At 29.9% G+C, this 20,991-nt stretch carries 24 protein-coding genes, 2 tRNA genes and 1 riboswitch; of the genes, 9 read left to right on the top strand and 17 right to left on the bottom strand.

Features of this window, described 5'->3' with window-relative positions; all coding sequences use genetic code 11:
• The first annotated feature begins 70 nt into the window (after positions 1 to 70).
• On the top strand, positions 71 to 1,009 hold the full coding sequence (locus JG553_RS02285) for a 1,4-dihydroxy-2-naphthoate polyprenyltransferase (RefSeq protein WP_000070966.1): 939 nt from the start codon (positions 71 to 73) through the stop codon (positions 1,007 to 1,009).
• A gap of 50 nt (positions 1,010 to 1,059) precedes the next feature.
• On the opposite strand, the gene JG553_RS02280 is transcribed toward JG553_RS02285, so the two are convergent.
• Positions 1,060 to 1,611, bottom strand: a complete 552-nt coding sequence (locus JG553_RS02280) for a GNAT family N-acetyltransferase (protein WP_000620953.1) — start codon at positions 1,609 to 1,611, stop codon at positions 1,060 to 1,062.
• 164 nt (positions 1,612 to 1,775) lie between these two features.
• Between JG553_RS02280 and JG553_RS02275 the strand changes: the two genes are divergently transcribed.
• Both JG553_RS02275 and JG553_RS02270 read left to right on the top strand, forming a co-directional pair.
• Complete coding sequence (locus JG553_RS02275) at positions 1,776 to 1,991, top strand: TM2 domain-containing protein (RefSeq protein ID WP_000867357.1); 216 nt, start codon at positions 1,776 to 1,778, stop codon at positions 1,989 to 1,991.
• 63 nt (positions 1,992 to 2,054) lie between these two features.
• Positions 2,055 to 2,186: an SAR1012 family small protein gene (locus JG553_RS02270; protein WP_001790177.1), complete on the top strand. Its 132-nt coding sequence runs from the start codon at positions 2,055 to 2,057 to the stop codon at positions 2,184 to 2,186.
• Positions 2,187 to 2,231: 45 nt separating this feature from the next.
• Here the strand turns inward: JG553_RS02270 and JG553_RS02265 are convergent, their stop codons facing one another.
• Positions 2,232 to 3,191, bottom strand: a complete 960-nt coding sequence (locus JG553_RS02265) for an ABC transporter substrate-binding protein (RefSeq protein ID WP_001081351.1) — start codon at positions 3,189 to 3,191, stop codon at positions 2,232 to 2,234.
• Between the two features lie 487 nt (positions 3,192 to 3,678).
• Here JG553_RS02265 and JG553_RS02260 point away from each other — a divergent pair, with 487 nt between their 5' ends.
• Complete coding sequence (locus JG553_RS02260; protein WP_000766009.1) at positions 3,679 to 4,035, top strand: DoxX family protein; 357 nt, start codon at positions 3,679 to 3,681, stop codon at positions 4,033 to 4,035.
• An 88-nt stretch (positions 4,036 to 4,123) separates the two neighbouring features.
• Here the strand turns inward: JG553_RS02260 and JG553_RS02255 are convergent, their stop codons facing one another.
• Positions 4,124 to 5,605: a glycosyltransferase gene (locus JG553_RS02255; protein WP_000719184.1), complete on the bottom strand. Its 1,482-nt coding sequence runs from the start codon at positions 5,603 to 5,605 to the stop codon at positions 4,124 to 4,126.
• A gap of 5 nt (positions 5,606 to 5,610) precedes the next feature.
• Complete coding sequence (locus JG553_RS02250) at positions 5,611 to 5,898, bottom strand: hypothetical protein (RefSeq protein WP_000410720.1); 288 nt, start codon at positions 5,896 to 5,898, stop codon at positions 5,611 to 5,613.
• Between the two features lie 278 nt (positions 5,899 to 6,176).
• On the opposite strand from JG553_RS02250, the gene JG553_RS02245 reads away from it, so the two are divergent.
• Positions 6,177 to 6,467 carry a hypothetical protein gene (locus JG553_RS02245; RefSeq protein ID WP_001795544.1) on the top strand — a complete coding sequence of 97 codons (291 nt, stop codon included), beginning with the start codon at positions 6,177 to 6,179 and terminating at the stop codon, positions 6,465 to 6,467.
• An 87-nt stretch (positions 6,468 to 6,554) separates the two neighbouring features.
• Here JG553_RS02245 and JG553_RS02240 read toward each other — a convergent pair whose 3' ends face one another.
• The 8 genes from JG553_RS02240 to JG553_RS02205 form a co-directional block, all read right to left on the bottom strand.
• Positions 6,555 to 7,196 carry an ABC transporter ATP-binding protein gene (locus JG553_RS02240; protein WP_000571178.1) on the bottom strand — a complete coding sequence of 214 codons (642 nt, stop codon included), beginning with the start codon at positions 7,194 to 7,196 and terminating at the stop codon, positions 6,555 to 6,557.
• Entirely contained in the window at positions 7,193 to 7,513 is a 321-nt protein-coding gene (locus JG553_RS02235) for a YxeA family protein (RefSeq protein WP_000668623.1), read from the bottom strand. Before JG553_RS02235 ends, JG553_RS02240 begins: the two co-directional genes overlap by 4 nt.
• A 2-nt stretch (positions 7,514 to 7,515) precedes the next feature.
• The gene (locus JG553_RS02230) at positions 7,516 to 9,480 is read right to left on the bottom strand and encodes a bacteriocin-associated integral membrane family protein (protein WP_000870806.1); all 1,965 of its coding nucleotides are present in this window, start codon (positions 9,478 to 9,480) and stop codon (positions 7,516 to 7,518) included.
• Positions 9,481 to 9,523: 43 nt separating this feature from the next.
• The gene (locus JG553_RS02225) at positions 9,524 to 9,796 is read right to left on the bottom strand and encodes a lactococcin 972 family bacteriocin (protein ID WP_001790097.1); all 273 of its coding nucleotides are present in this window, start codon (positions 9,794 to 9,796) and stop codon (positions 9,524 to 9,526) included.
• 9 nt (positions 9,797 to 9,805) lie between these two features.
• Positions 9,806 to 9,907, bottom strand: a complete 102-nt coding sequence (locus JG553_RS02220) for a hypothetical protein (protein WP_001790623.1) — start codon at positions 9,905 to 9,907, stop codon at positions 9,806 to 9,808.
• Between the two features lie 538 nt (positions 9,908 to 10,445).
• Positions 10,446 to 10,508 carry a hypothetical protein gene (locus JG553_RS13305; RefSeq protein ID WP_228764722.1) on the bottom strand — a complete coding sequence of 21 codons (63 nt, stop codon included), beginning with the start codon at positions 10,506 to 10,508 and terminating at the stop codon, positions 10,446 to 10,448.
• A gap of 315 nt (positions 10,509 to 10,823) precedes the next feature.
• Positions 10,824 to 11,426, bottom strand: coding sequence for a CPBP family glutamic-type intramembrane protease (locus tag JG553_RS02210; RefSeq protein ID WP_001033867.1), 603 nt, complete (start codon positions 11,424 to 11,426; stop codon positions 10,824 to 10,826).
• A gap of 14 nt (positions 11,427 to 11,440) precedes the next feature.
• Positions 11,441 to 11,617, bottom strand: coding sequence for a YkvS family protein (locus tag JG553_RS02205; RefSeq protein ID WP_000214898.1), 177 nt, complete (start codon positions 11,615 to 11,617; stop codon positions 11,441 to 11,443).
• A 198-nt stretch (positions 11,618 to 11,815) separates the two neighbouring features.
• Between JG553_RS02205 and lplA the strand changes: the two genes are divergently transcribed.
• The gene (gene lplA / locus JG553_RS02200; RefSeq protein ID WP_000668820.1) at positions 11,816 to 12,802 is read left to right on the top strand and encodes a lipoate--protein ligase; all 987 of its coding nucleotides are present in this window, start codon (positions 11,816 to 11,818) and stop codon (positions 12,800 to 12,802) included.
• Between the two features lie 80 nt (positions 12,803 to 12,882).
• Here lplA and JG553_RS02195 read toward each other — a convergent pair whose 3' ends face one another.
• Positions 12,883 to 13,101 carry an IDEAL domain-containing protein gene (locus JG553_RS02195; protein WP_000876826.1) on the bottom strand — a complete coding sequence of 73 codons (219 nt, stop codon included), beginning with the start codon at positions 13,099 to 13,101 and terminating at the stop codon, positions 12,883 to 12,885.
• Positions 13,102 to 13,310: 209 nt separating this feature from the next.
• Here JG553_RS02195 and JG553_RS02190 point away from each other — a divergent pair, with 209 nt between their 5' ends.
• From JG553_RS02190 to JG553_RS02180, 3 genes are all read left to right on the top strand, one after another.
• Positions 13,311 to 13,880, top strand: a complete 570-nt coding sequence (locus tag JG553_RS02190) for a competence protein ComK (protein WP_000287271.1) — start codon at positions 13,311 to 13,313, stop codon at positions 13,878 to 13,880.
• Between the two features lie 141 nt (positions 13,881 to 14,021).
• Positions 14,022 to 14,096, top strand: a tRNA-Asn gene (locus JG553_RS02185).
• A gap of 2 nt (positions 14,097 to 14,098) precedes the next feature.
• A tRNA-Ser gene (locus JG553_RS02180) sits at positions 14,099 to 14,187 on the top strand.
• A gap of 179 nt (positions 14,188 to 14,366) precedes the next feature.
• Here the strand turns inward: JG553_RS02180 and JG553_RS02175 are convergent.
• The 4 genes from JG553_RS02175 to JG553_RS02160 all read right to left on the bottom strand — a co-directional run bounded on the left by JG553_RS02175 (position 14,367) and on the right by JG553_RS02160 (position 20,738).
• Positions 14,367 to 15,878 (bottom strand): bifunctional metallophosphatase/5'-nucleotidase, encoded by a 1,512-nt coding sequence (locus tag JG553_RS02175; protein ID WP_000414177.1) that lies wholly within the window; start codon positions 15,876 to 15,878, stop codon positions 14,367 to 14,369.
• A gap of 138 nt (positions 15,879 to 16,016) precedes the next feature.
• Entirely contained in the window at positions 16,017 to 17,375 is a 1,359-nt protein-coding gene (locus tag JG553_RS02170) for a TrkH family potassium uptake protein (RefSeq protein ID WP_000021864.1), read from the bottom strand.
• A 16-nt stretch (positions 17,376 to 17,391) separates the two neighbouring features.
• Complete coding sequence (locus JG553_RS02165; RefSeq protein ID WP_001805132.1) at positions 17,392 to 19,716, bottom strand: S1C family serine protease; 2,325 nt, start codon at positions 19,714 to 19,716, stop codon at positions 17,392 to 17,394.
• A gap of 218 nt (positions 19,717 to 19,934) precedes the next feature.
• Positions 19,935 to 20,738: a TerC family protein gene (locus tag JG553_RS02160; protein ID WP_000928413.1), complete on the bottom strand. Its 804-nt coding sequence runs from the start codon at positions 20,736 to 20,738 to the stop codon at positions 19,935 to 19,937.
• Positions 20,739 to 20,812: 74 nt separating this feature from the next.
• A riboswitch (yybP-ykoY riboswitch) is annotated at positions 20,813 to 20,920 on the bottom strand.
• Between the last annotated feature and the right edge of the window lie 71 nt (positions 20,921 to 20,991).

Raw genomic sequence — 20,991 nt, 5'->3', positions numbered from 1 at the left:
GACCTTTATGCTACTTTCTATTAAAATATCTTTGTTATAAAAAATATGATTTAAAGAGGTTTTGTATTCAATGAGTAATCAATATCAGCAATATTCTACAGTTAAGAAATATTGGCATTTAATGCGTCCTCATACATTAACTGCTTCCGTAGTACCCGTTTTAGTTGGTACAGCAGCATCTAAAATATATTTTCTTGGTAGCGAAGATCATATTAAAATCAGCCTATTCATTGCCATGTTACTAGCATGCTTACTTATTCAAGCAGCAACTAATATGTTTAATGAATACTATGATTATAAAAAAGGCCTCGATGATCATGAATCTGTAGGCATTGGTGGTGCCATTGTTCGCAACGGTATGAGCCCAGAGCTTGTGCTACGATTAGCCATTGCATTTTACATCTTAGCAGCAATATTAGGTTTGTTTTTAGCTGCTAACTCTTCATTTTGGTTATTACCAGTTGGATTAGTATGTATGGCTGTTGGTTACCTATATACAGGTGGCCCTTTCCCTATTTCATGGACGCCTTTCGGTGAATTATTCTCAGGCGTATTTATGGGTATGTTTATTATCGTTATTGCATTCTTTATTCAAACTGGCAATATTCAAAGTTATGTAATTTGGTTAAGTGTACCTATAGTAATCACTATCGGTTTAATTAATATGGCTAACAATATTCGCGACCGTGTCAAAGATAAAGCAAGTGGTCGCAAAACTTTACCCATTCTATTAGGTAAAAATGCTTCTTTAACATTTATGGCAATCATGTACTTTATCGCTTATGCCTTTATTGTACTTACGATCATTATTAAACCTGGTGGCTCATTATTTTACTTACTTGCGTTGTTATCATTCCCAATGCCTGTTAAAGTTATCAGACGTTTCAAGAAGAATGATACACCGCCTACAATGATGCCAGCAATGGCTGCTGCTGGTAAAACAAATACATTTTTCGGTTTATTATATGCATTAGGTATTTATATTAGTGCATTATTTGCAGGCATTTAATAGAAAATGATACTACTCGGCAATCGACTTACATCGAACTGTCGAGTATTTTATTTAACAATTAAATGATGATACATGTGCTTGTATAATTCAATCTGTCCATCAGATATAAAGCCTACTTTTTTATATAACTTTAATGCTGCTTCATTATTAATATCGCAATTCAAACTCCATTTAACATGTGTATTTGATTCAAGTAATGACGTTAATAACTTTGTCGCGATGCCTCTACCTCTATATGCTGCAAATGTCGCAATTGTTTCTATATAATACTCATCGTCTTTAGCTTCTTTTACAGGTAATGGCGTGCCATATTGTTTTATTTTTTCTGGCAAGTCAAGTAGTTCCCATGCTTTTTCGTATTTCAATTCATTTTCACCACTATAGCTAATAATACAACCTGCTACTTTATTTTCTACTTCATAAACTAAAATATGCTGATAAAAAGTTCGATATGTTGCATCAACACAGCTTTTTTCAATTGCATCTAATACCATGTCTTTAGGTAGATGCTTTACCAATTCTAATTCCATATCATCCCAAACCATATAAACTAACTTCGCAATATCAAATCGGTCCTCTGGACGTGCTTGACGTATCACTATGTCATCATTCCCTTTTACGTTATTAACATTTATTATATAGAAATTCTAGCTTATTTTAAAAAGATATACTTATAATTTTAGAAAGTTTGAAAATTCTAAAGTTAGAAATATTGGTTTTCACAACGAATTTAAGTAGAATTATAGTTAAGGAGGATTTACAAATGAAAGTCAATAAAGCCATTTATGTTATTGTTGCATTATTTCTTGGAGGTTTAGGTATTCATAAATTTTATGCTGATAAATTTGGACAAGGTCTTTTTCACTTATTATTTTTCTGGACAGGTATCCCTACCATCATCTCAATAATACATGCAATTTTTGTCATTTTTACTAAAAAAGCAGATAAAGATGGTTATATTATATTCCCTAAAAATTAAATTGTGACAATGACGTTTAAAAAGCATATATGAATGGGTATATAGTTCGTAAGATATAGAGAAATGAGGTATGTAACGATGCGCCAATTCATTAAAAGAACTGTTAAAACAATCCTTGTCGGTTATGTAATTAAATTTATTCGAAATAAACTTTCAGGTAAATCATCACATCCGACAGATAATAAACATAATTAAAAATACAGCGCCACTCTTATATGATTTACGAGTAGCGCTGTATTTTTATTTTGCTTTTTCTGCAATTTTTTCTAAATCTTCTGCCATACTTTCACTTGCGATAATCCCCCTTGATTTCAACCACTTATTTCGGTCAACGTCATAAACTTTGTTATCTTTCACAGCTTTTAATGATTTCCAAACTGCAGGATCAATGAATTTCGTTCTATTTTTGTCCGTTTTTCCGTCAGTGGCTAAAATCATAACTTTTGGATTGATATTGGCAAGTTCTTCATTATTTAAATATATATAAGGACCACCCTTGCGTTCACCAACATGCGTAGTTTTGTCTTTTGTGACTTCAGGTTGAATACCCATTTTAATTAAGAATTGTCCCATAAATGTATCTTCATTATTAATAAACATACCTGCTCTTGAGATACCGAATGCAAATGCAGATTTTAACGTACTCTGTTCAATTTTCTTTCTAATCTCCGCTAATATTTTATCATGCTTTTCCAGACGCTTCTCGCCTTCTTTCTCTTTGCCTACTGCTTTAGCGACTGTTTTAAATGCTTCAATATTTGCATTATAATCTCCCGTACCGCTAACTAACATGATTGTCGGAGCAATTTTGCTCAATTCTGATTTGATTTTCTTATGTCTGCTAACATCTGCAATGATCAAATCCGGTTTTAATTTACTTATCACTTCCATATTCGGTTGCGGTCTAGATCCAACCGATTCATATGCCCCAATCTTATCTCTTACTGACTTTGTTATATTTTTAGTGCTGCCATCATCTGCAATACCAACAGGTTTCATATCTAATGCTGCTAAATAATCAGCAAAACTATATTCTAATACAACAACACGTTTAGGATTTTTCTTAATTTTTTCAGTTCCTAATTCATCTTTTATTGTCGTCATTTCAGTTTTCTCTTCAGTATCTTTTTGACCACAACCCGCTACTGCTACAACTAAAATTAGCATGAACACAACTAGTTTAACGATATTCCTATTCACACATTTACCTCCAAACAACTTTAGTAGAAATATATATTATTATTTTATCATTTAATTTGTTTATAATGTATTTAGGGGATTATTATTTTTTCTTATCATAGTTAATTATCAAATCTTCTTATTATAAACAGCAAATGGCATCTAATTTTGAAAATGACGCACTGGTTAATAACACTCATTTATCTCAAACCATCATTCTAATTGTCCATACTACTCTCGCAATTTCATAATAGTGTTTACGATTCATAAATAGCGATGCAATAGTTAATTCATTTCCCTATAATCTTTGCACTATGCTGTACTAATCTTTATTTATAAATACAAAAAGTAACTGATGACTTAAACATCTTTCTACAACAATTGTTCAATACAATAGAATATTTAATAAATATTTAATAATTAATCTTATAAAAAATCTTTACTTTCCACATGTTTACAAATATAATTTGGACTATGTTTTAAAAATATGAATGTTGGAGGTGACATGATGAAATTAGGTATGCTTTTAATTAGATGGATGTTAGCAACATCATTCTTAGTGCATGGTACTTTGAAATTTGTTGATTTAGATGGAACAATTCACTTCTTAGGCTCTTTAGGTTTACCACCTACCATCGCAGTATTGATGTCAATTGGTGAAGTTGTTGGAGGTTTAGCACTTATTATCGGCTTTTTAACGCCTTATGTTAATGTTTTTTATATTTGTGTTATGTTAGGCTCAATCTTCACACTTAAACTTACAAGAGGATATGTAAGTGGTTATGAATTTGAAATCATACATATCGTAATGAACTTAGCTTGTATTAGTAGTTACAGCTGGAAGAAATGGCTACAATTTTATTAACTATTGTTTGAGAGGACTATCCTCTCTTTTTTTGTATTTATCATGCGTAAAAATCCTAGGTACTCATGAATACCTAGGATTTTTTCATTTAGCTATTGAAAAGATTTAACCATTTTTCTAATATTGATTCCGTTGAATATTTTTCTATAATGTTTTCTCTCGCTTTCGAACCAAACTCCGCTGCTAATACATCATTATTAACAAGCTGAAGTATTTTATCAGCCATGTCGTTAATATTATGGTTTTCTATTAAATAACCATTTTTATTATCTTCTATAAAATCACTTGGTCCGTATTTGATGTCAAAGGCAACAACAGGCCTTTTAGAAATCATTGCTTCTATCATACTTAACCCTTGACCTTCATATTGAGATGTAGAAACGACTAATTTAAAATCTTCCAAGCATTTTTGTGGAGTTGTTGTATATCCTTTAAGAAAAACATTTCTTTCTAAATTTTTATCTTCAATCATTTTAGCTATTTTATCTTTGACAGATCCTTCTCCATATATATGAAATTTAACAGCATTATCTTTTTTTACGACTAACTCAGCCACTTCAATAAGCAAATCAATTCGCTTCGTTGGTACCATTCTAGAAATATGACCTACGATTTTTTCAGTTTGAAAATGTTTTGGAGCATTATGTATCTTAACAAAATTGCTAATAGTGAAAATATTTTCTACATCAAATTGATTAAGAATATCTAATCTTTGTGCCTCTGTTAATACAATTACACCGTTAATTTTATTCGCATTCTCAATAATATATTTCTCACTTTTTTTAAATGCACCCGTATCATCGAAATTTTCATGATGATTAACATGAATAACGCCATATTTCTGAGCATTTTTATGATTTGTATTAAACATTTTTGGAAAACTCCCTGGTCCATCACAAATCATAATACTATCTTTAGAATCTTTTATTAGTTTTTCTAAATAGTAAACACACAGTGCTAAATTGTTTTTAAATTCTTTTTTATTAACTAACACATAAGTTTTACCTACAGCACCATTATTAGCATTAATATTCCTTGAAATATATGGGTATCCCTTTTCATCATAAAATACTTGATAACAAACTTTATTATCTACATTAAATGTTTCCTTCATATGCACTTTATTATCTATAAAACTAAACCGTTCAATTCGTTTATTATCTTTAAAGAAATCAATCACTTTTTCAGATTTACTTTTTCTAATGTAGGCAATATATGTACCAGTCGTTATATCAAAATATCTTGAAATACCTTTACTCTCTTCAATTTCAATCGTATTTTTTAGTCTTTCTGAAATATGTTTATATAACAATTTATTAGACTTAAAATGTTTATTATTTGAAATTTGTTTAAAATACTCAAATACATTATACATTTTCGTTCTTCGATCCATTTTACCTTGTTTTTTCAAAGCTTTAATAATTTCATCATAGTTTCCTTTGTAATCGAAAGTAACAATATCAGCAGGTATGTCCGCATCATAAAACTCTTTACTTCTATTGAACATCGAAGAGGTCATACCACCTTTATTCACATCTAACTCATGTACCATCATAAATATTTTTTTCATTATAATTATTCCTTTACCTCAGTATATTTAACAATTAATTCGTTATATGTATGATAAAATTCTTCTTCAACATATAAATTATTAAGTTTATTTAAATTTAATGGGCTTATAATTGACGCAATAAAATATCCATTTAATTTTAATTTTGTATTTCCATTTTCGACTTCTATAGTTGGCTCTATCTGCTCATAATTTTTAAATATATCGTCAATGACTTTTATGTTTTCATTTAACTGATTAGTATCTAATTTTAATACATTCGCATTATCGTAATTGAAAATCCCCTTTTCCATAGCGCACCTCTTAATAACAAAATTGTTTTACAAAATAATTTTATACTTCACAACGCTATTAATCAACTGTAAATACAATAATTAAATATTGTTATTATAATTATTTGCATGATAAAAATAATAATATCACGCATAATTTTAAATAATCTAATTTATCTAATTTTGCTACATTCTTTTGCAGAGTGTTATAAATATACCAACTACCAAAAACAATTCAATTTAATTTCAAATTCTTCTACCGCACAATTTAATTTTATTGTATAATGTATTTAAAATGATTGTTTTACGCATGTCATTTTAAAGTGAAAATTGGAGGTGTAATTTTGACTAGAACTTATAATATTATTGGTATCCTTTCTTGTCTTATATCTTTTATTATTATGGCGTTACCAATGATTTGGTACACAGCTTCAGCATTATGGTTCTTCCCAGGTGCAATCATGATATTGTTGTTATCTTTAGTCATTGTTTTTTGCTATATTAAAACGAAAAATCAATTACATTTATTACTAATCGTATTAAATATTATTATATTGCTTTTTTTCAGTTTGCCGTTGTTACTTTCATAACTTAGTAACACAGTATAAAAGCCAATCAAACGGAGTGTTGAAGTCAACATTTCCCATTGATTGGCTTTTAATTTTATCTTTTGGATATCACATAGATGCTACTTTTCTATACTGTTCTAAATCTATTATTTCGTCACATTGATTTGCAATAGCCATATCATGTGTTGCTAAAATCAGCACTTTATTTTCATCGACCAAACCAAATAATGATTGAATAATCATCTGTCCTGTTTTAGGATCTAACGCACCCGTTGGTTCATCAGCTAACATAACAATCGGATCTTTTAACATCATTCTAATTAAAGCGACACGTTGTTGTTCACCTCCACTTAGCGTATGAACTTTTCTTTTTAAACTGTTTGACAGACCAAACTGTTCTATATAACGTATCTTTATTTGTTCTTTTTCTTTCTTACTTATTTTTTTATATGCTAATCCAATATCTAAATTTTCATTTACTGTCAAATTATCGATTAATCCATAATTTTGAAATAAATATCCTAATTTATCTCTGTAAAAATTAGATTTAAATTGTTCTAATTGACCATTAAAATAGACATATTGTTTTCCTGTTTTTTCAAGTCCAGCAATAGTATTTAATAATGTAGATTTACCGCATCCACTTTTACCAATAAGTGCATATGATTTTCCACATTGAAATTTCAAATTAAGTTTCTTCAAAATATGTGTATTACCTTTTTGTATGGTTAAATCTTTTAATTCTATCATTCTTGTCTTACCTCTTTTGGTGTATCCTCTTTTTCAACATATGTGATCGATATGACATATTGCCCTTTATGCTTTATTTCGACATACGTTCTACTAGGTGAAAATCCATTAAATGTTAATTTATAATCAAGCTTTTCCCCTCTTTCACTATAAGCCGTAATATTAACATATTGTTGCGTACCTTTTGGCACTTTGGCATAACTATACTCCGTTTTTAAGAAAGGATTAAAACGATCAAGTATAGGATGATGTATGATTGTAAAAGCAATAGTAATGGATAATATTAATCCTAATAATATTGCAATGATAAATTTCATAGTTAAAACTCCTTGATAACTTCATTAAAACGTCGGCCATGATAGTATAGGCTGCAAATCTGCAATAATATTTGAACGACAAGAATCGTTGCAAATAACATCATTATATAGTGAGAATGTAAAATTACATTCGTCAATATTCCAATAAAAATAACAACTATATTATTTATTAATAAGTATTGGTAATTGGCTCTTAATGTTGAATAACCATATAGCTTTTTGATTACGAGTAATTTTCGATGCTGTTCAAAATAATATTTCACATCAAATAAAATAATAATTATTAAAATGATTGCGATAATGATTTGTGAAAAGTTGAGTACTGTTAATTTCAAATTGTTTTCATGATACATTTCCATCACGCTATCTTTATAATTGGTTATTCCACTGATTTCCCCATCAAGATGATACTTTTCAATATTTTTTACTAGCGCGTCATAATTTTTGAATAAATACCCGCCTTGACTGATCATGGCATAATAAAAATCATTCGATAAATCTGATGCCTGAACATTCACAATGATTGGCGCCTCTATAAATGACAAATGGCGACTATCTCGTGCATCAAATGAAAAAATTCGACAATCATTTTTGTTGATAAACTGTATAGATAACTTATTCTCTTTATTATTTTTATTTTGTACAAATTCAAACCATGAATGATATGCTTGATTGATTTCATTACGCATTGCATGAAACTTTTGTGGAATAATTACTTCGACATTATTTTTTTGATTTTTTATCGGAATATCAGGTTGAAACTGCTTGTAATAAATCGACCAGAACTGATTATTTACTAATATTACATTCCCCTCATCAGGCGAAAAGTTGTCATTGTCAACGGAGTCACCCTTTGGTTTGAATAAAATCGCATTATTTTCTGCTTCACTAGCCTTTACTAATTGTTCTGATCGCACCATATTATCAATCAAACTTTGTTTTGTTTCGTGATAAGGTGCAAATTCAATCGTGTAATAATCATCTAATACATTCCAATATTTCTCAGTTTCTTTTATTTTATTCAAATCTTTAATAACACTAGTATTTTCTATCATTACATTAGCTATTAGTACTAAGAGAATACTTTTACAAACTGTATTAATAAAACGAATTGTTTTAAAGTGCTGCTTACCTTTAATCATATTTGCAATATTTAAATTTAGTAACATTAAGAAAGTCCATAAATTAATAACACTAATCGTTAAAATGAAAAGACATGAAAGCAGAACTATTCTTAATATGAATAAATCTAAATTACCCGTGTAATTTAATATCCAAAGTACACTTGTAGTTAAAAGAATTTGAGTTATGATTAACGTTACCCAATACGTGCATTTCTTTGAAAAATTTTCGAAAATTATTTTTCTTAATGTAAAACCATTTAAATACTTAATCGCATACGCTTTGAAATTAATGTTCTTTTCGAAAATATAATAAATAAAATAAACGATTAAAAGTGAGGATAATGGAACTACTATATTCATTTGTTTAATGACACCAACGGCAATCATCATATGATCTATTTTGTATGATTCAGCAGTAACACCATATTCTTTTAAAAAATTTATGAATTTAGACACGTCAAAATTTTTGTCTTTTACAAAATAACTCCCTTTGATATCTTTTTTTAATACTTCGTCGTCACTTAAATAATGAATGTTATATTTAGCATTAAAAGGAGTGATAGTTGCTGCTTTTGATTTATTAAATACATATATATCTTTATCTACGTTTTTGTTTGTATAATTTGAAGTTGATTTATAGATTGCTACGTTCTCATTTTTAGCGAATTGATCTATACGTTTATAAATCTCATTTTTACTATATTTTTTATTCCAGTCAGTTACCGCTATAGGGTATTTAGTATCAGGCAATATTTCTTCGTTTTCTTTATATGTATAAACAAATAACAATATAGCAATCAGAATGAAGATTGTAACATCAAGTATTAATTTGAACCATTTCATGTTGTACCTCTTGCGTTGTTTATTTTCTATGATTTTTTAGTATTTAATAAATGTTATAATACGCTCTATTGACCCACCAATTATGTTTAGTAGCTGATGCTTTTGCTTTTACACCAGCTCTTGTATAACCACTAAATGATCTATATTTTCCAATAGCTGTTGCACCATGTCCTTTATGACCATGATAATAATACGACCAAACATACTTACTGCCGACACCATGACTCCAAGTGCCTCCTTCTGCGTATTCTGTAGATGCATAAGCTGCTGTTGATAATCCAAGTGCTAAAGTTAAATATAATATAGTGCCAAAAATTTTATTCTTCTATAAAAACACCTCTTCATATTTAATCCATATCTCTTTTTCGTTATTTATACAGAATTTTCTGAAAATAGTCAAGGTTAATTTATTTGCTGCAAATTTCAACCACTTTATGTTAAATGGACATCAAAGTATAATTGTATTATTATTAAATTGTGCAGTGTATAAATAGACGATATGCAGGAACATGTCGCCTATTGAGCCCGTTAAAAAGACGGTGACTAAATGAGATTTTCTTTAACCATCATTCGTTGTCAAAGTTTGGAAATGATGGTTGTTTTTTATTGTTTAAATTAATCATTGCGACTTCTATATCAATGAAAGTTATATTAATATATGAACTTCATTACATATTCAATAGAAATCACTTATTTATAAGTACTACCATATAATCATAATTGATTTCTACCACAGTATGATTTTCCTTTCAAATCTGACATGTTTAGCAGGCAATATACGGAAAATACTTCAAAATTTTGTTACACATCTAATAAAAATAGACAATTAAATAAAAGATATGTTACTATAAAAATGTAAAAAGACGACATGCAGGAACATGTCGCCTAATGAGCCCGTTAAAAAGACGGTGACTAAATGAGATTTTCTTTAACCATCATTCTATGTCAAAGTTTTGAAATGATGGTTATTTTTTATTGCTTAAATTTATTATTGCTACTACTATACCAATGAAAGTGACGATAAACATACCGAAACTTAACATTAAATGTAATGCGTTTGCAATAGATATCACAATAGGCTTTTCCTTTCAAAAGTGTTAAGTAATGCCATAGGCACCACCCCCCTTTACTCAGATAGCCACCATCAATTCAACTTGCTCAAAAATATTATACCATTTTTATAAAATATTTAGTAATAAAAACTGACTAAAACCTAATCTCAATAATAACCGCTTGCTGTTAAAAAATATTACCACTATAATGAAGCATGCCTCGAATCTTCGTATTGCTATTCTTAAGCAAAAAAGCTTTTCTTAGAACACATACGTCTAAGAAAAGCTTATTTAAGCATTAAAAATTAATAACAATATAATAGCTACAATTTGTGCAACGGATGTTGTTGCTATACGTCGAGTATACTCATAACTTAATGATAATATCACTTGTGCAACAAATATAAATGTTACTATCCACCAATTATCTAAATAAATAAATAATGAACTAGAACAAATTGCAGTTATTAATATAGCTACCCATTTCGGTATTGAAAAATGTGTTAATTCTTTTTGTAAAACAGTTCTCATATATAACTCGTGACATGGAATGACAAAAAGTAAAGTTACTAACATTTGCCACTTCCAATTGACACCTGTTCTTGCTAATTCTTTAATTAATGAACTATAACTTAAATTAGAAGTTATAAGTGAGAATAAAAGTTGAAGCATAATTAAAATAATTGCCGTAATAATACCAACACCAATTGATGTAAGCAACCGCTTAGATTCAATATCTCTTTGATAAAATACATAACTGATACCAGCAATTAGCATTATACCTGTATATAAATACCAGTATTCTTGGTGTTCGCCCCACATAATAAATAATATGAGATGAAATATAATGAAACTTATAATAAACCAAGTTAAAGCCTTCGAGATTTTATTCATTATAACTTACCTTCTTATTCAACAATCTTATATCGTTTATGATTGATAACAGTTTTTTCCGGTAAATCAAGGTCATTAAAATTTTCCATAATTGTTAAGTCAACAATAACAGAGTTATCGTTGATTTTTTCAACACGACCTCTTAATCCATCCATAAACTCAACAATGTTACCCACTTCTGCAACAGTCATTTTAAGTCCTCCTTAAATCATAACTAAATTATATTGTACTAAAATTCACTTAACAAATAAACTATTAACAATCAAAAATAATAAAATGTAACTTTAAGCCGATATTTAGAATGATTTGTGAGTATATAATTGGCATTTTGAGCAAAGTTAAGGCATAAATAAGTAGAGAATATATATAGATATAAGGGAGAGATTGTAATGAAATTCATTAGTAATAATAATATTACAGATCCAACTTTAAACTTAGCAATGGAAGAATATGTTTTAAAAAATTTACCAGCAGAAGAAAGTTACTTTTTATTTTACATAAATAGACCATCTATCATTGTTGGAAAGAATCAAAATACGATAGAGGAAGTAAATCAGACATATATCGATGCTCACAACATCGATGTAGTAAGAAGAATTTCTGGTGGTGGCGCTGTTTATCATGATACTGGCAATTTAAACTTTAGTTTTATAACAGATGATGATGGTAACAGTTTCCACAATTTCCAAAAATTCACTGAACCAATTGTTCAAGCATTACAATCTTTAGGCGTAAATGCTGAATTAACTGGTCGTAACGATATTCAAGTTGGACAAGCGAAAATCTCAGGGAATGCTATGGTTAAAGTTAAAAATAGAATGTTTAGTCATGGTACGTTGATGTTAAATAGTGATTTAGACGAAGTTCAGAATGCACTAAAAGTTAATCCAGCTAAGATTAAATCAAAAGGTATTAAATCTGTTCGTAAACGGGTAGCAAACATTCAAGAATTTTTAAATGACCCTTTAGAAATTGAAGAATTTAAAAAAATCATCTTGAAAACTATCTTTGGAGAAACTGAAGTAGAAGAATATAAATTAACGGATGAAGATTGGGAAAATATTGAAAAGTTAAGTAACGACAAATATAGAACTTGGGAATGGAATTATGGTAGAAACCCTAAATATAACTTTGAACGCGAGGAAAAATTTGAAAAAGGATTTGTACAAATTAAGTTTGATGTTAAACGAGGTAAAATCGAACATGCAAAAATATTCGGTGATTTCTTTGGTGTCGGAGATGTCACTGATCTTGAAAATGCATTAGTTGGCTGTCTACACGACTTTGAGCACATAGAAGAAGCACTATCAGAATATGATTTATATCATTATTTCGGTGACATAGATAGACATGAATTAATTAGATTAATGTCATAAACGATTAAAGGACTATTCTTACATGTATGAGATGTTAAGAATAGTCCTTTTATGATTGCGTTATGGAATTCGAATCAATGTTATTCACCGAGAAATGCCTCCAAATTTTTGTATTCTGCCGTATATTGATTAAATGCTGCTTCATCTTTATTGACGAGTGCGTCATCTATAAGTTCTATGAGCTGTCGTTTTCTTACCTCTCGAAGTGCTTCATTGATAATTAATTCAATACCCAAATCATTGACAGTTGTGACAAACGCTTCTAAAGTTGTATGTTTAACATTAGTATTGTATTTCATAGAAACCACTACCTTTCTTTAATTTATAATAAGTATACATTTTTCTAATTTTGAAATCAATGAATATTCTGACTATTAGTTAAAAATTATTGTACATTTTCACCAAAATAATAACTTGACAACTCAGAATTTTATTATAAAATATATTTATATCATTAATTGTATTTTTATATTAATGGTTTAAAACTTAATAAAGCGAGGTTTTGCTTATGTATTCTCAAAATATTTATGTGATACGCAAAGGAGACATGGTTATTCGACCAGCATTTGATGATGACGATCAAAGAAACGGTAGTGAAATAATTCGGTTTGACAAAACGCGTATTCAAAATCCTTTTAAAGTCCAGAAAATCATTGAACGCTCTTGCAAATTTTATGGTAATACTTATCTTGGCAAGAAAGCAAAGACAAACCGCATTACTGGCATTTCTAGTAAACCACCTATTTTACTAACACCATTATTTCCAACTTATTTTTTCCCAACACATTCTGACAGACAAAATGAAAATATTTGGTTAAATATGCATTATATCGAAAGTATTAAAGAATTAAAAAATCGTAAATGTAAAGTGACATTTATTAATAATGAATCAATCATTCTTCATGTTTCATACCACAGTTTATGGCATCAATATAACAATTCCATTTTTTACTATTACATGGTAGATAAACAATCTCGCATGATATCAAAAAATCCCGACCAACCAATAGATTATAATAAAGCCACATTGAATGTGTTTGAAGCATTGACACGCTATTCTTTATTTGAAGATAAATAAATTGTTTATTTTTAAAATATGCGGAATGTTTTATAAATATAGTGTAAATGTTCTGCATATTTTTTTAAGGTATCTATTGCAAATTAACTTAATCTTGTTATAATAATATTTGTGCTTGATATTCAAACACATACAAATTAATCCACAGTAGCTCAGTGGTAGAGCTATCGGCTGTTAACCGATCGGTCGTAGGTTCGAGTCCTACCTGTGGAGCCATTGGAAACGTACTCAAGTTGGCTGAAGAGGCGCCCCTGCTAAGGGTGTAGGTCGCGAAAGCGGCGCGAGGGTTCGAATCCCTCCGTTTCCGTTACTTGCTAAAATGGTATATACCATTTTAGCTTTTTTGTTTACTTATATATAATGAATGAGAATTTCACTGTTCTTTTATATCAATTTTAAAATTCTAAAAACCTTTCCTAGATAATCTTCTCTAAGAAAGGTTTTTATACTTGTTGAACTTATAATTAATTTATTACATAGCAATATTTACCTGTTTTTAACTATAAAATTATCACTACATGAAATACGATAATTCGGATCTCTTAACTTCTCTGCAATTAATGTACTCATTGTTTCATCGTATGATTCATGTATAATAGCATTTTTTAAATAATTCTTGTAGTTACGATAACAATAGTCAGTCATTGTAACTCTATAACTCTTAGTCAAATCAATTTGATCTAACATTACTCGTTGCCCAGGTTCTTGATTCATATCAATCTCATAATTGAATCCTTGCCACATTGTACATAACGTTTCATCAATAATTGTTAAGCTTAATTGCTCGTTAACAAAATCTAAATGTGAATAACTATACTCCAATATATCTTTGATATTTTGACCACTAATTGTCATATCCATTGGCTTATCTGGATATGGGTATGCATGATACAAATCTTCATTTCGAATCTGTCCACTCAACCCCTTCTCTCCGTTCATAGGCACGTGAACACATGTTATATCATTATCAAATGCAAGGTGAATTGCATCATGTAATAATTGCGAAAATGGATGTGTTTGACAGACTAAATCTTGTAACCCATTTACTGATAACATCAAACCTTTATCACTTATGATTTCCTGTGACCAATAAGCCACTGCTTTTCTATCATAGAATGTTAAATCTAATAATTCTTGATCCTCTTCATACTCATTTAAGTCAATCACTTTAGAATCAATGCTTTCAACATCATAAGTTGTTGTTCTCTTTTTAAAATTAATCGAAAGATGTACAAGCTCTTTGGCATCTTGACCAGCCTGAACATAATACGTTTCATGATCTTGACCTACTATTGTTTGATGCTGATGAGCTGTAATCATTAAATCTATAACACCGAGTTCTTCCATTAATTTTTCAGCTTCATTCGAACTTGCCTTTTTATTTTTCGTACTATTACTAATTTTATTCAATCCACCATGATAAATTACAATCAAAAAATCTGGCTCTTCAACTTCATGGATATATCTAATCCAACGTTTTGATGCCACTAATGTCTTTTCAATAGATACATCTTGCTCCATTTCAGAATACTCATTTTCCATTAAACCATCTGCTGTGACGCCTACGATAGCAATTTTTAAGTCACCAAAATGTTTAATACAATATGGAGTTGAAAAATAAGGCTCCTTAGTAACATTGTATTCAATATTTGCTGATAACCATGGAAAACGTGCCAAAGCAATTGAACGAGTTAAAAATGATAAACCAAACTTGAATTCACTTGGACTCACACCGCTAGCATCATAATGCATTCTGTTCATTAACTTTATCATTGGATGTCGTTTATAAGGTGCAACAATAGCATAATAATAGGCCGCTAACGAGCCAGCTAAACTTCCGCCACTATCTAATAAAATGACGCGATGATTTTGTGCTCTTACTTGGTTAACATAAGTACCAGCTCTATAAATATTTGAACCATAATCACCATTTAAGAAATGACTATGCATATCTGACGTAGTTAAAATCTCTACATTAATGTTTTCATTTTTTTCCATCATGTTACACCTCTCATTGTTACTAGTTTACCATTTTCGAAACCAATCGTCTTATAAAATAAGTTAAAAATACAAACTAAAAAAGCAATCTAAGTTCCAGTTAAAATCTACATTAACTAAACTTAGATTGCTATTATATTATCCTATTTGAATACGTTCTTTTGGATAATGGAATTTATCTGGTTCTCGACGTCCTGCTATCATAATGATAAATGATATTAAGCCAACACGTCCTATAAACATGAGTATCATTAGTACGACCTTAGAAATATCACTAATATCACTTGTGACACCAAGCGATAGTCCACAAGTTCCAAATGCAGACATGACTTCAAAAAATACTTGTAAAAATGTAAGCTTACCATTTTCAGTAGCTGATATAATTAGCATTCCTAAAAATGTTAAAATTGTCGCCATTGTAAATACTGCAAATGAACGTTGAATATCCATAATGTGTACTTCTCTATTGTAAACTTTAATGGATGTTTTATCGGCATTATTACTAAAGTTAATTAAAAACAAAATTAAAATAGCGAAAGTTGTTGTACGAATACCGCCACCAACCGAACTTGGCGAAGATCCTATAAACATTAAAATACCCATGATAATATTAGTGGGGTCACTTAGTGTTGTCACATCAATTGTTTGAAGACCCGCACTTCTTGTAGTCGCTGATTGAAACAGCGAATAGAATAACGATTGATGCCAACTTAAACCTTTGAACGCATGGTTATGTTCAAATAATAGAATGGCTAATACCCCAACAATAAATAGGAATAAATATGTTGATGTCGTAATTTTAGTAAATAATGAAAATCTAAAATTAGTAACCCTATTTTGAATATAAGCTTTAACTTCTAATAATACTGGGAAGCCGATTGATCCTAAAATTATTAAAAATATAACTATCGCTTGTACAAAATAATCATGTGCATAAGGAATTAATGACTTACCTGTAATATCTAATCCACCATTGGTAGTGGCAGAAATAGAAACAAAAACACCTTGCATGATTGCATATTTTAAATCTGGATTATCTCGATAAAAGTAAAATGCTAATAACATGGCTCCTACGAGTTCGATTACAAATATTGATTTTACAATATCAATAATCAATTTGACGGTACCACTCATTGTGTTTTTGTTATTATCTAACATAATTAACTGACGTTCTCTAATTCCAATATGTTTACCTAGTACCACCCATAACATCGTACCAATTGCCATGACGCCAATTCCACCAATATTTAATATCACGAGGATAATTAATTGTCCAAATGTAGAATAGGTATCGACAATACTTATCGGAGACAATCCAGTAACACTAATTCCGGATACGGCAACAAATAATGTGTCAATTGGATTTACTTCTACACCTGGTTTATGAACATACGGTAAGTTTAATAATAAAAATGCAATGACAATTGCGACGATATAGTACAATACAATACCTTGTTGAGGGCTTGATCTTTTTAAAAACTGGCTAAAAATTGACACGTTGTTCACCTCAACATTATTTTAGTTTAATATTAATTTCTTTCTCTTTACCATCTCTATAAATCTTCGCTGTAATTGATTTCAAGTCATCTTTATGACTAAATATAATCTGCCTAAAGCGTAAATCATCTTCTAAAAGTTTGCCATCTAATTCAGTAATTACATCACCTTTTTTCAGACCAGATTGATCTGCTAAACCATTGTTGTCAACTTGATCTACAACAACACCGTTCTTAACTTTTCCTGGCAATTTAACTGCTTGTCTTTCAAAACTATTTAGACTGACAATATTCTTCATTTTAACACCTACATCGGGATAGTCAATTTTACCTTTTGTTTCTAAATCTTTTACAATCTTTTGTACTTCATTAACAGGTATTGCAAATGACATATTTTCAACGTTTGGCATACTAATTTTAGCTGCAACTACACCTATTAATTTTCCTTCTCTATTGACGACAGCACCACCCGAGTTACCTGGATTTACTGATGCATCAATTTGGAAAGCTTTCATCAACATATCATATTTATTATCTTTATCGAAATCAATAGGAACATTTCTGTTCAGACCTGAAATAATACCTTCTGTCACAGTGCCTTTAAAGTCTACACCAAGTGGATTACCTACGACTAATATTGGCTCTCCTAACACTAAATTATTTGAATCTCCAATAGCTATCTCTTTCACTGAACTGTCTGAAGAAGTTGCTTTAACAACAGCTAAATCTGACCATTTATCTTTACCAAGCACTTTCCCAACAACACTTTTATTATTCGAGAAAGTTATTTTTTGATTTTCTTTATCACCGACAACGTGTGCATTCGTAACAATATATAACGTATCTCCAGATTTTTTATATACAACACCTGATCCCACTTCGTCTTGAGATGCTTTATCTTTAGGTAATGATGAATCTTTTGATGTTTCATTTTCAACTGTAACGACCGATTTAACTGTGTTATTGGCATTTTTCATCGTTGTCGTATATTTTTGAGCATCTGCATCATTATTATCATTCATGCGATCATTTTTGTTCACATTATTAAAAATGGCATTCAAAATAACAATTAGAATAATAATACCCATTAGAATAACTAATTTAGGCCAATACATCATCCAAAACTTTTTCAAAATGTCACTATAATTATTATTCGTAGCGCGCCCTTTGTTCAATTTTGATGTAGCCTTTTTTTGATTATTATTTGCCGATGTCTTTGTATTTGTTTTTTGACCGTTTAATTTATCATGGTCATTAATAGAAATATTTCTTTTTTCAGTGCTACGATGAGATGCAGTTGACTGACTTTGATATCCCACCGTTTCAGACGAGTCTGCATTTTGTTTATGTTTATCTTCAACATGAATTTTTTCATCAAGTTTTCGATCGTCATCTGTTTTTGATAATGATGGTGTATTGATATCATTATCAGGATTATCGTCAACAATATGATTTTCTCTCATGACGTTATCTTTATCATCACTTATCGATGGTATATGATGACTTAAATCATTTTCATGATTAGACTTGTCATTTTGTTCGCTATCACCATATGTATAGGTTTTTGTTTGCTCATTTTGACTTTGCTGTCTTTTCAATTTCTGTTCTTCCGGTAAAGTTAATGGCTTCTGATTATTTACTTCATCATCAGATTCCGACAATTTTGGTACTGTATTTGATTTGTCTGATATTACTTCAGATTTCAGATTACTACTTTTATTTCCATCTGAACTGTCTTTTTTTATTTTCTCTGTCTGCATCGAGCTGTCTGAATCAGTTCTTGAAGACTCAGAATCAATTCTAGTCTCTTTATCATGTTCTGAAGGTTTAGAAAGTACATGTTGCTCTTCATGACCAACTTTGTTTTTATCTGAACTTAGCTTTCTCATTTCAGTTGATTCTACTTTATCGGTTGATTTAGTTGATAAAGTCGCTTCAGAATTTTGCTCATAATATTTTGATTTCTCTGTATCTTGGTCCACTGAATCTAATGAATTTTGTTTTTTAGATACATCGTCTGTTAAATAATGATCTCTGTTATATGCTGACTTACTATCCTGATTACTTTTACTTTCTTCAGCTTTATTCTCATTAACATCACGGTTTCTCTGTTCTAAATGCGATGATAAACTATTTTTAAAACGTTCGTGCTTATCAATTGAATCTTTATGTATTTGCTTATCTGCTTTTTTTGATGTTGTATTATCTATATTTTGTTTATCTTGATGTTGATTTAAATTTTCTTCTCTGTCTTCGTTGTGGAAGAATTCACGACGCTTACGTCGGTACTGACTTTTAGGAATTACATGTTTTTTACCAATATCCACTAATGTCCACTCCATTCAATAAAATCACTTATCATTATGACACATTAACACCTAATTTGCTTTAAAATCTATATAATTTCTATTGAAAAAATGCTAAATATAAAAGGCACATTTTCTTAATACTATATCGCATCTTTTGATTCACATTCTTCAAAATCCATTTTTCATAAATCACTCAATTAAATGAAAAAGGACAACCTTAAACTAAATTAAGATTGTCCGCTTCACATCAATTATTTATGCGATTTTTTATTTTTAACAACTGAACCTAACCAACCGATAATTACTAATCCAATTAGTACTGTCCAGAAAATAGATTGCCATAATACGCCATGTGGGAAGTGCTCAGGCAATACAGCGATGTCTGGGTGCGCTAATACCATGACAACTAATTTAACACCTACCCAACCAACGATCGCGAAGGCTGCACCTTCAAGTCCTGGATATTTGTTTAATAGCTCTACAAACCATGTTGCTGCATAACGCATTAGAATAACACCAATCATTCCACCTAGGAACATGACTACGAACTGACCTAAGTCCATACCACCAAAGTGAATACCAACTTTAGGAAGTGTTACAGCAATAGCTAAAGCAGCAAGCATAGAATCAATGGCAAATGCGATATCTGCAAATTCTATTTTCAACACAGTTCCCCAGAATGATTTGTTACTTGCTTTAATCTCTTCACCAGATTCATCATAATGATGATCATCTCCAGCTTCAGGACTTTCAATTTCTGGGTGTTTAAAGAACTGCCACAGATTTTTGATTGACATATAAATTAAGTAAACCGCTCCTGCAGCTTGAATAAACCAAAAGTTCGCGATAATACTAATTAAGAATAATGCTAAAAATCTAAATACAAATGCACCTAACAAACCGTAAAACAAAGCTTTTTTACGTTGTTCGGGTGGTAAGTGCTTAACCATTACAGCCATAACAATCGCGTTATCTGCTGCTAATAAGCCTTCTAAAAATACTAAAACGACAAGTACCCATAAATAAGGTAAGATCAAACTTGGATCCATTAACATGTACAACTCCTTTAAATAAATAAGTTAAGTACAAACAAAAAGACCTATGCTAAATAAATAGCAAAGGTCTCACTAAGCAATTTAAATTGCCCACTTTACCGGAAGATATCTTCGTAATGACGATAAAGTGTCGAATCATTTATACGGTCATGATTCTTAAGTTACTCCCCTCTGACAAAATGCCATAGGTTATTCATTTGATACATCATAGTATACCTTTTTCTTTTAAAATATACAATTTATTTTTCTTCAA

This window comes from Staphylococcus sp. T93 (assembly GCF_016743875.1).
GTDB lineage: Bacteria > Bacillota > Bacilli > Staphylococcales > Staphylococcaceae > Staphylococcus > Staphylococcus aureus.
The sequence above is the reverse complement of the archived record's forward strand: the minus strand, read 5'-3'. Positions and strand labels throughout refer to the sequence as shown.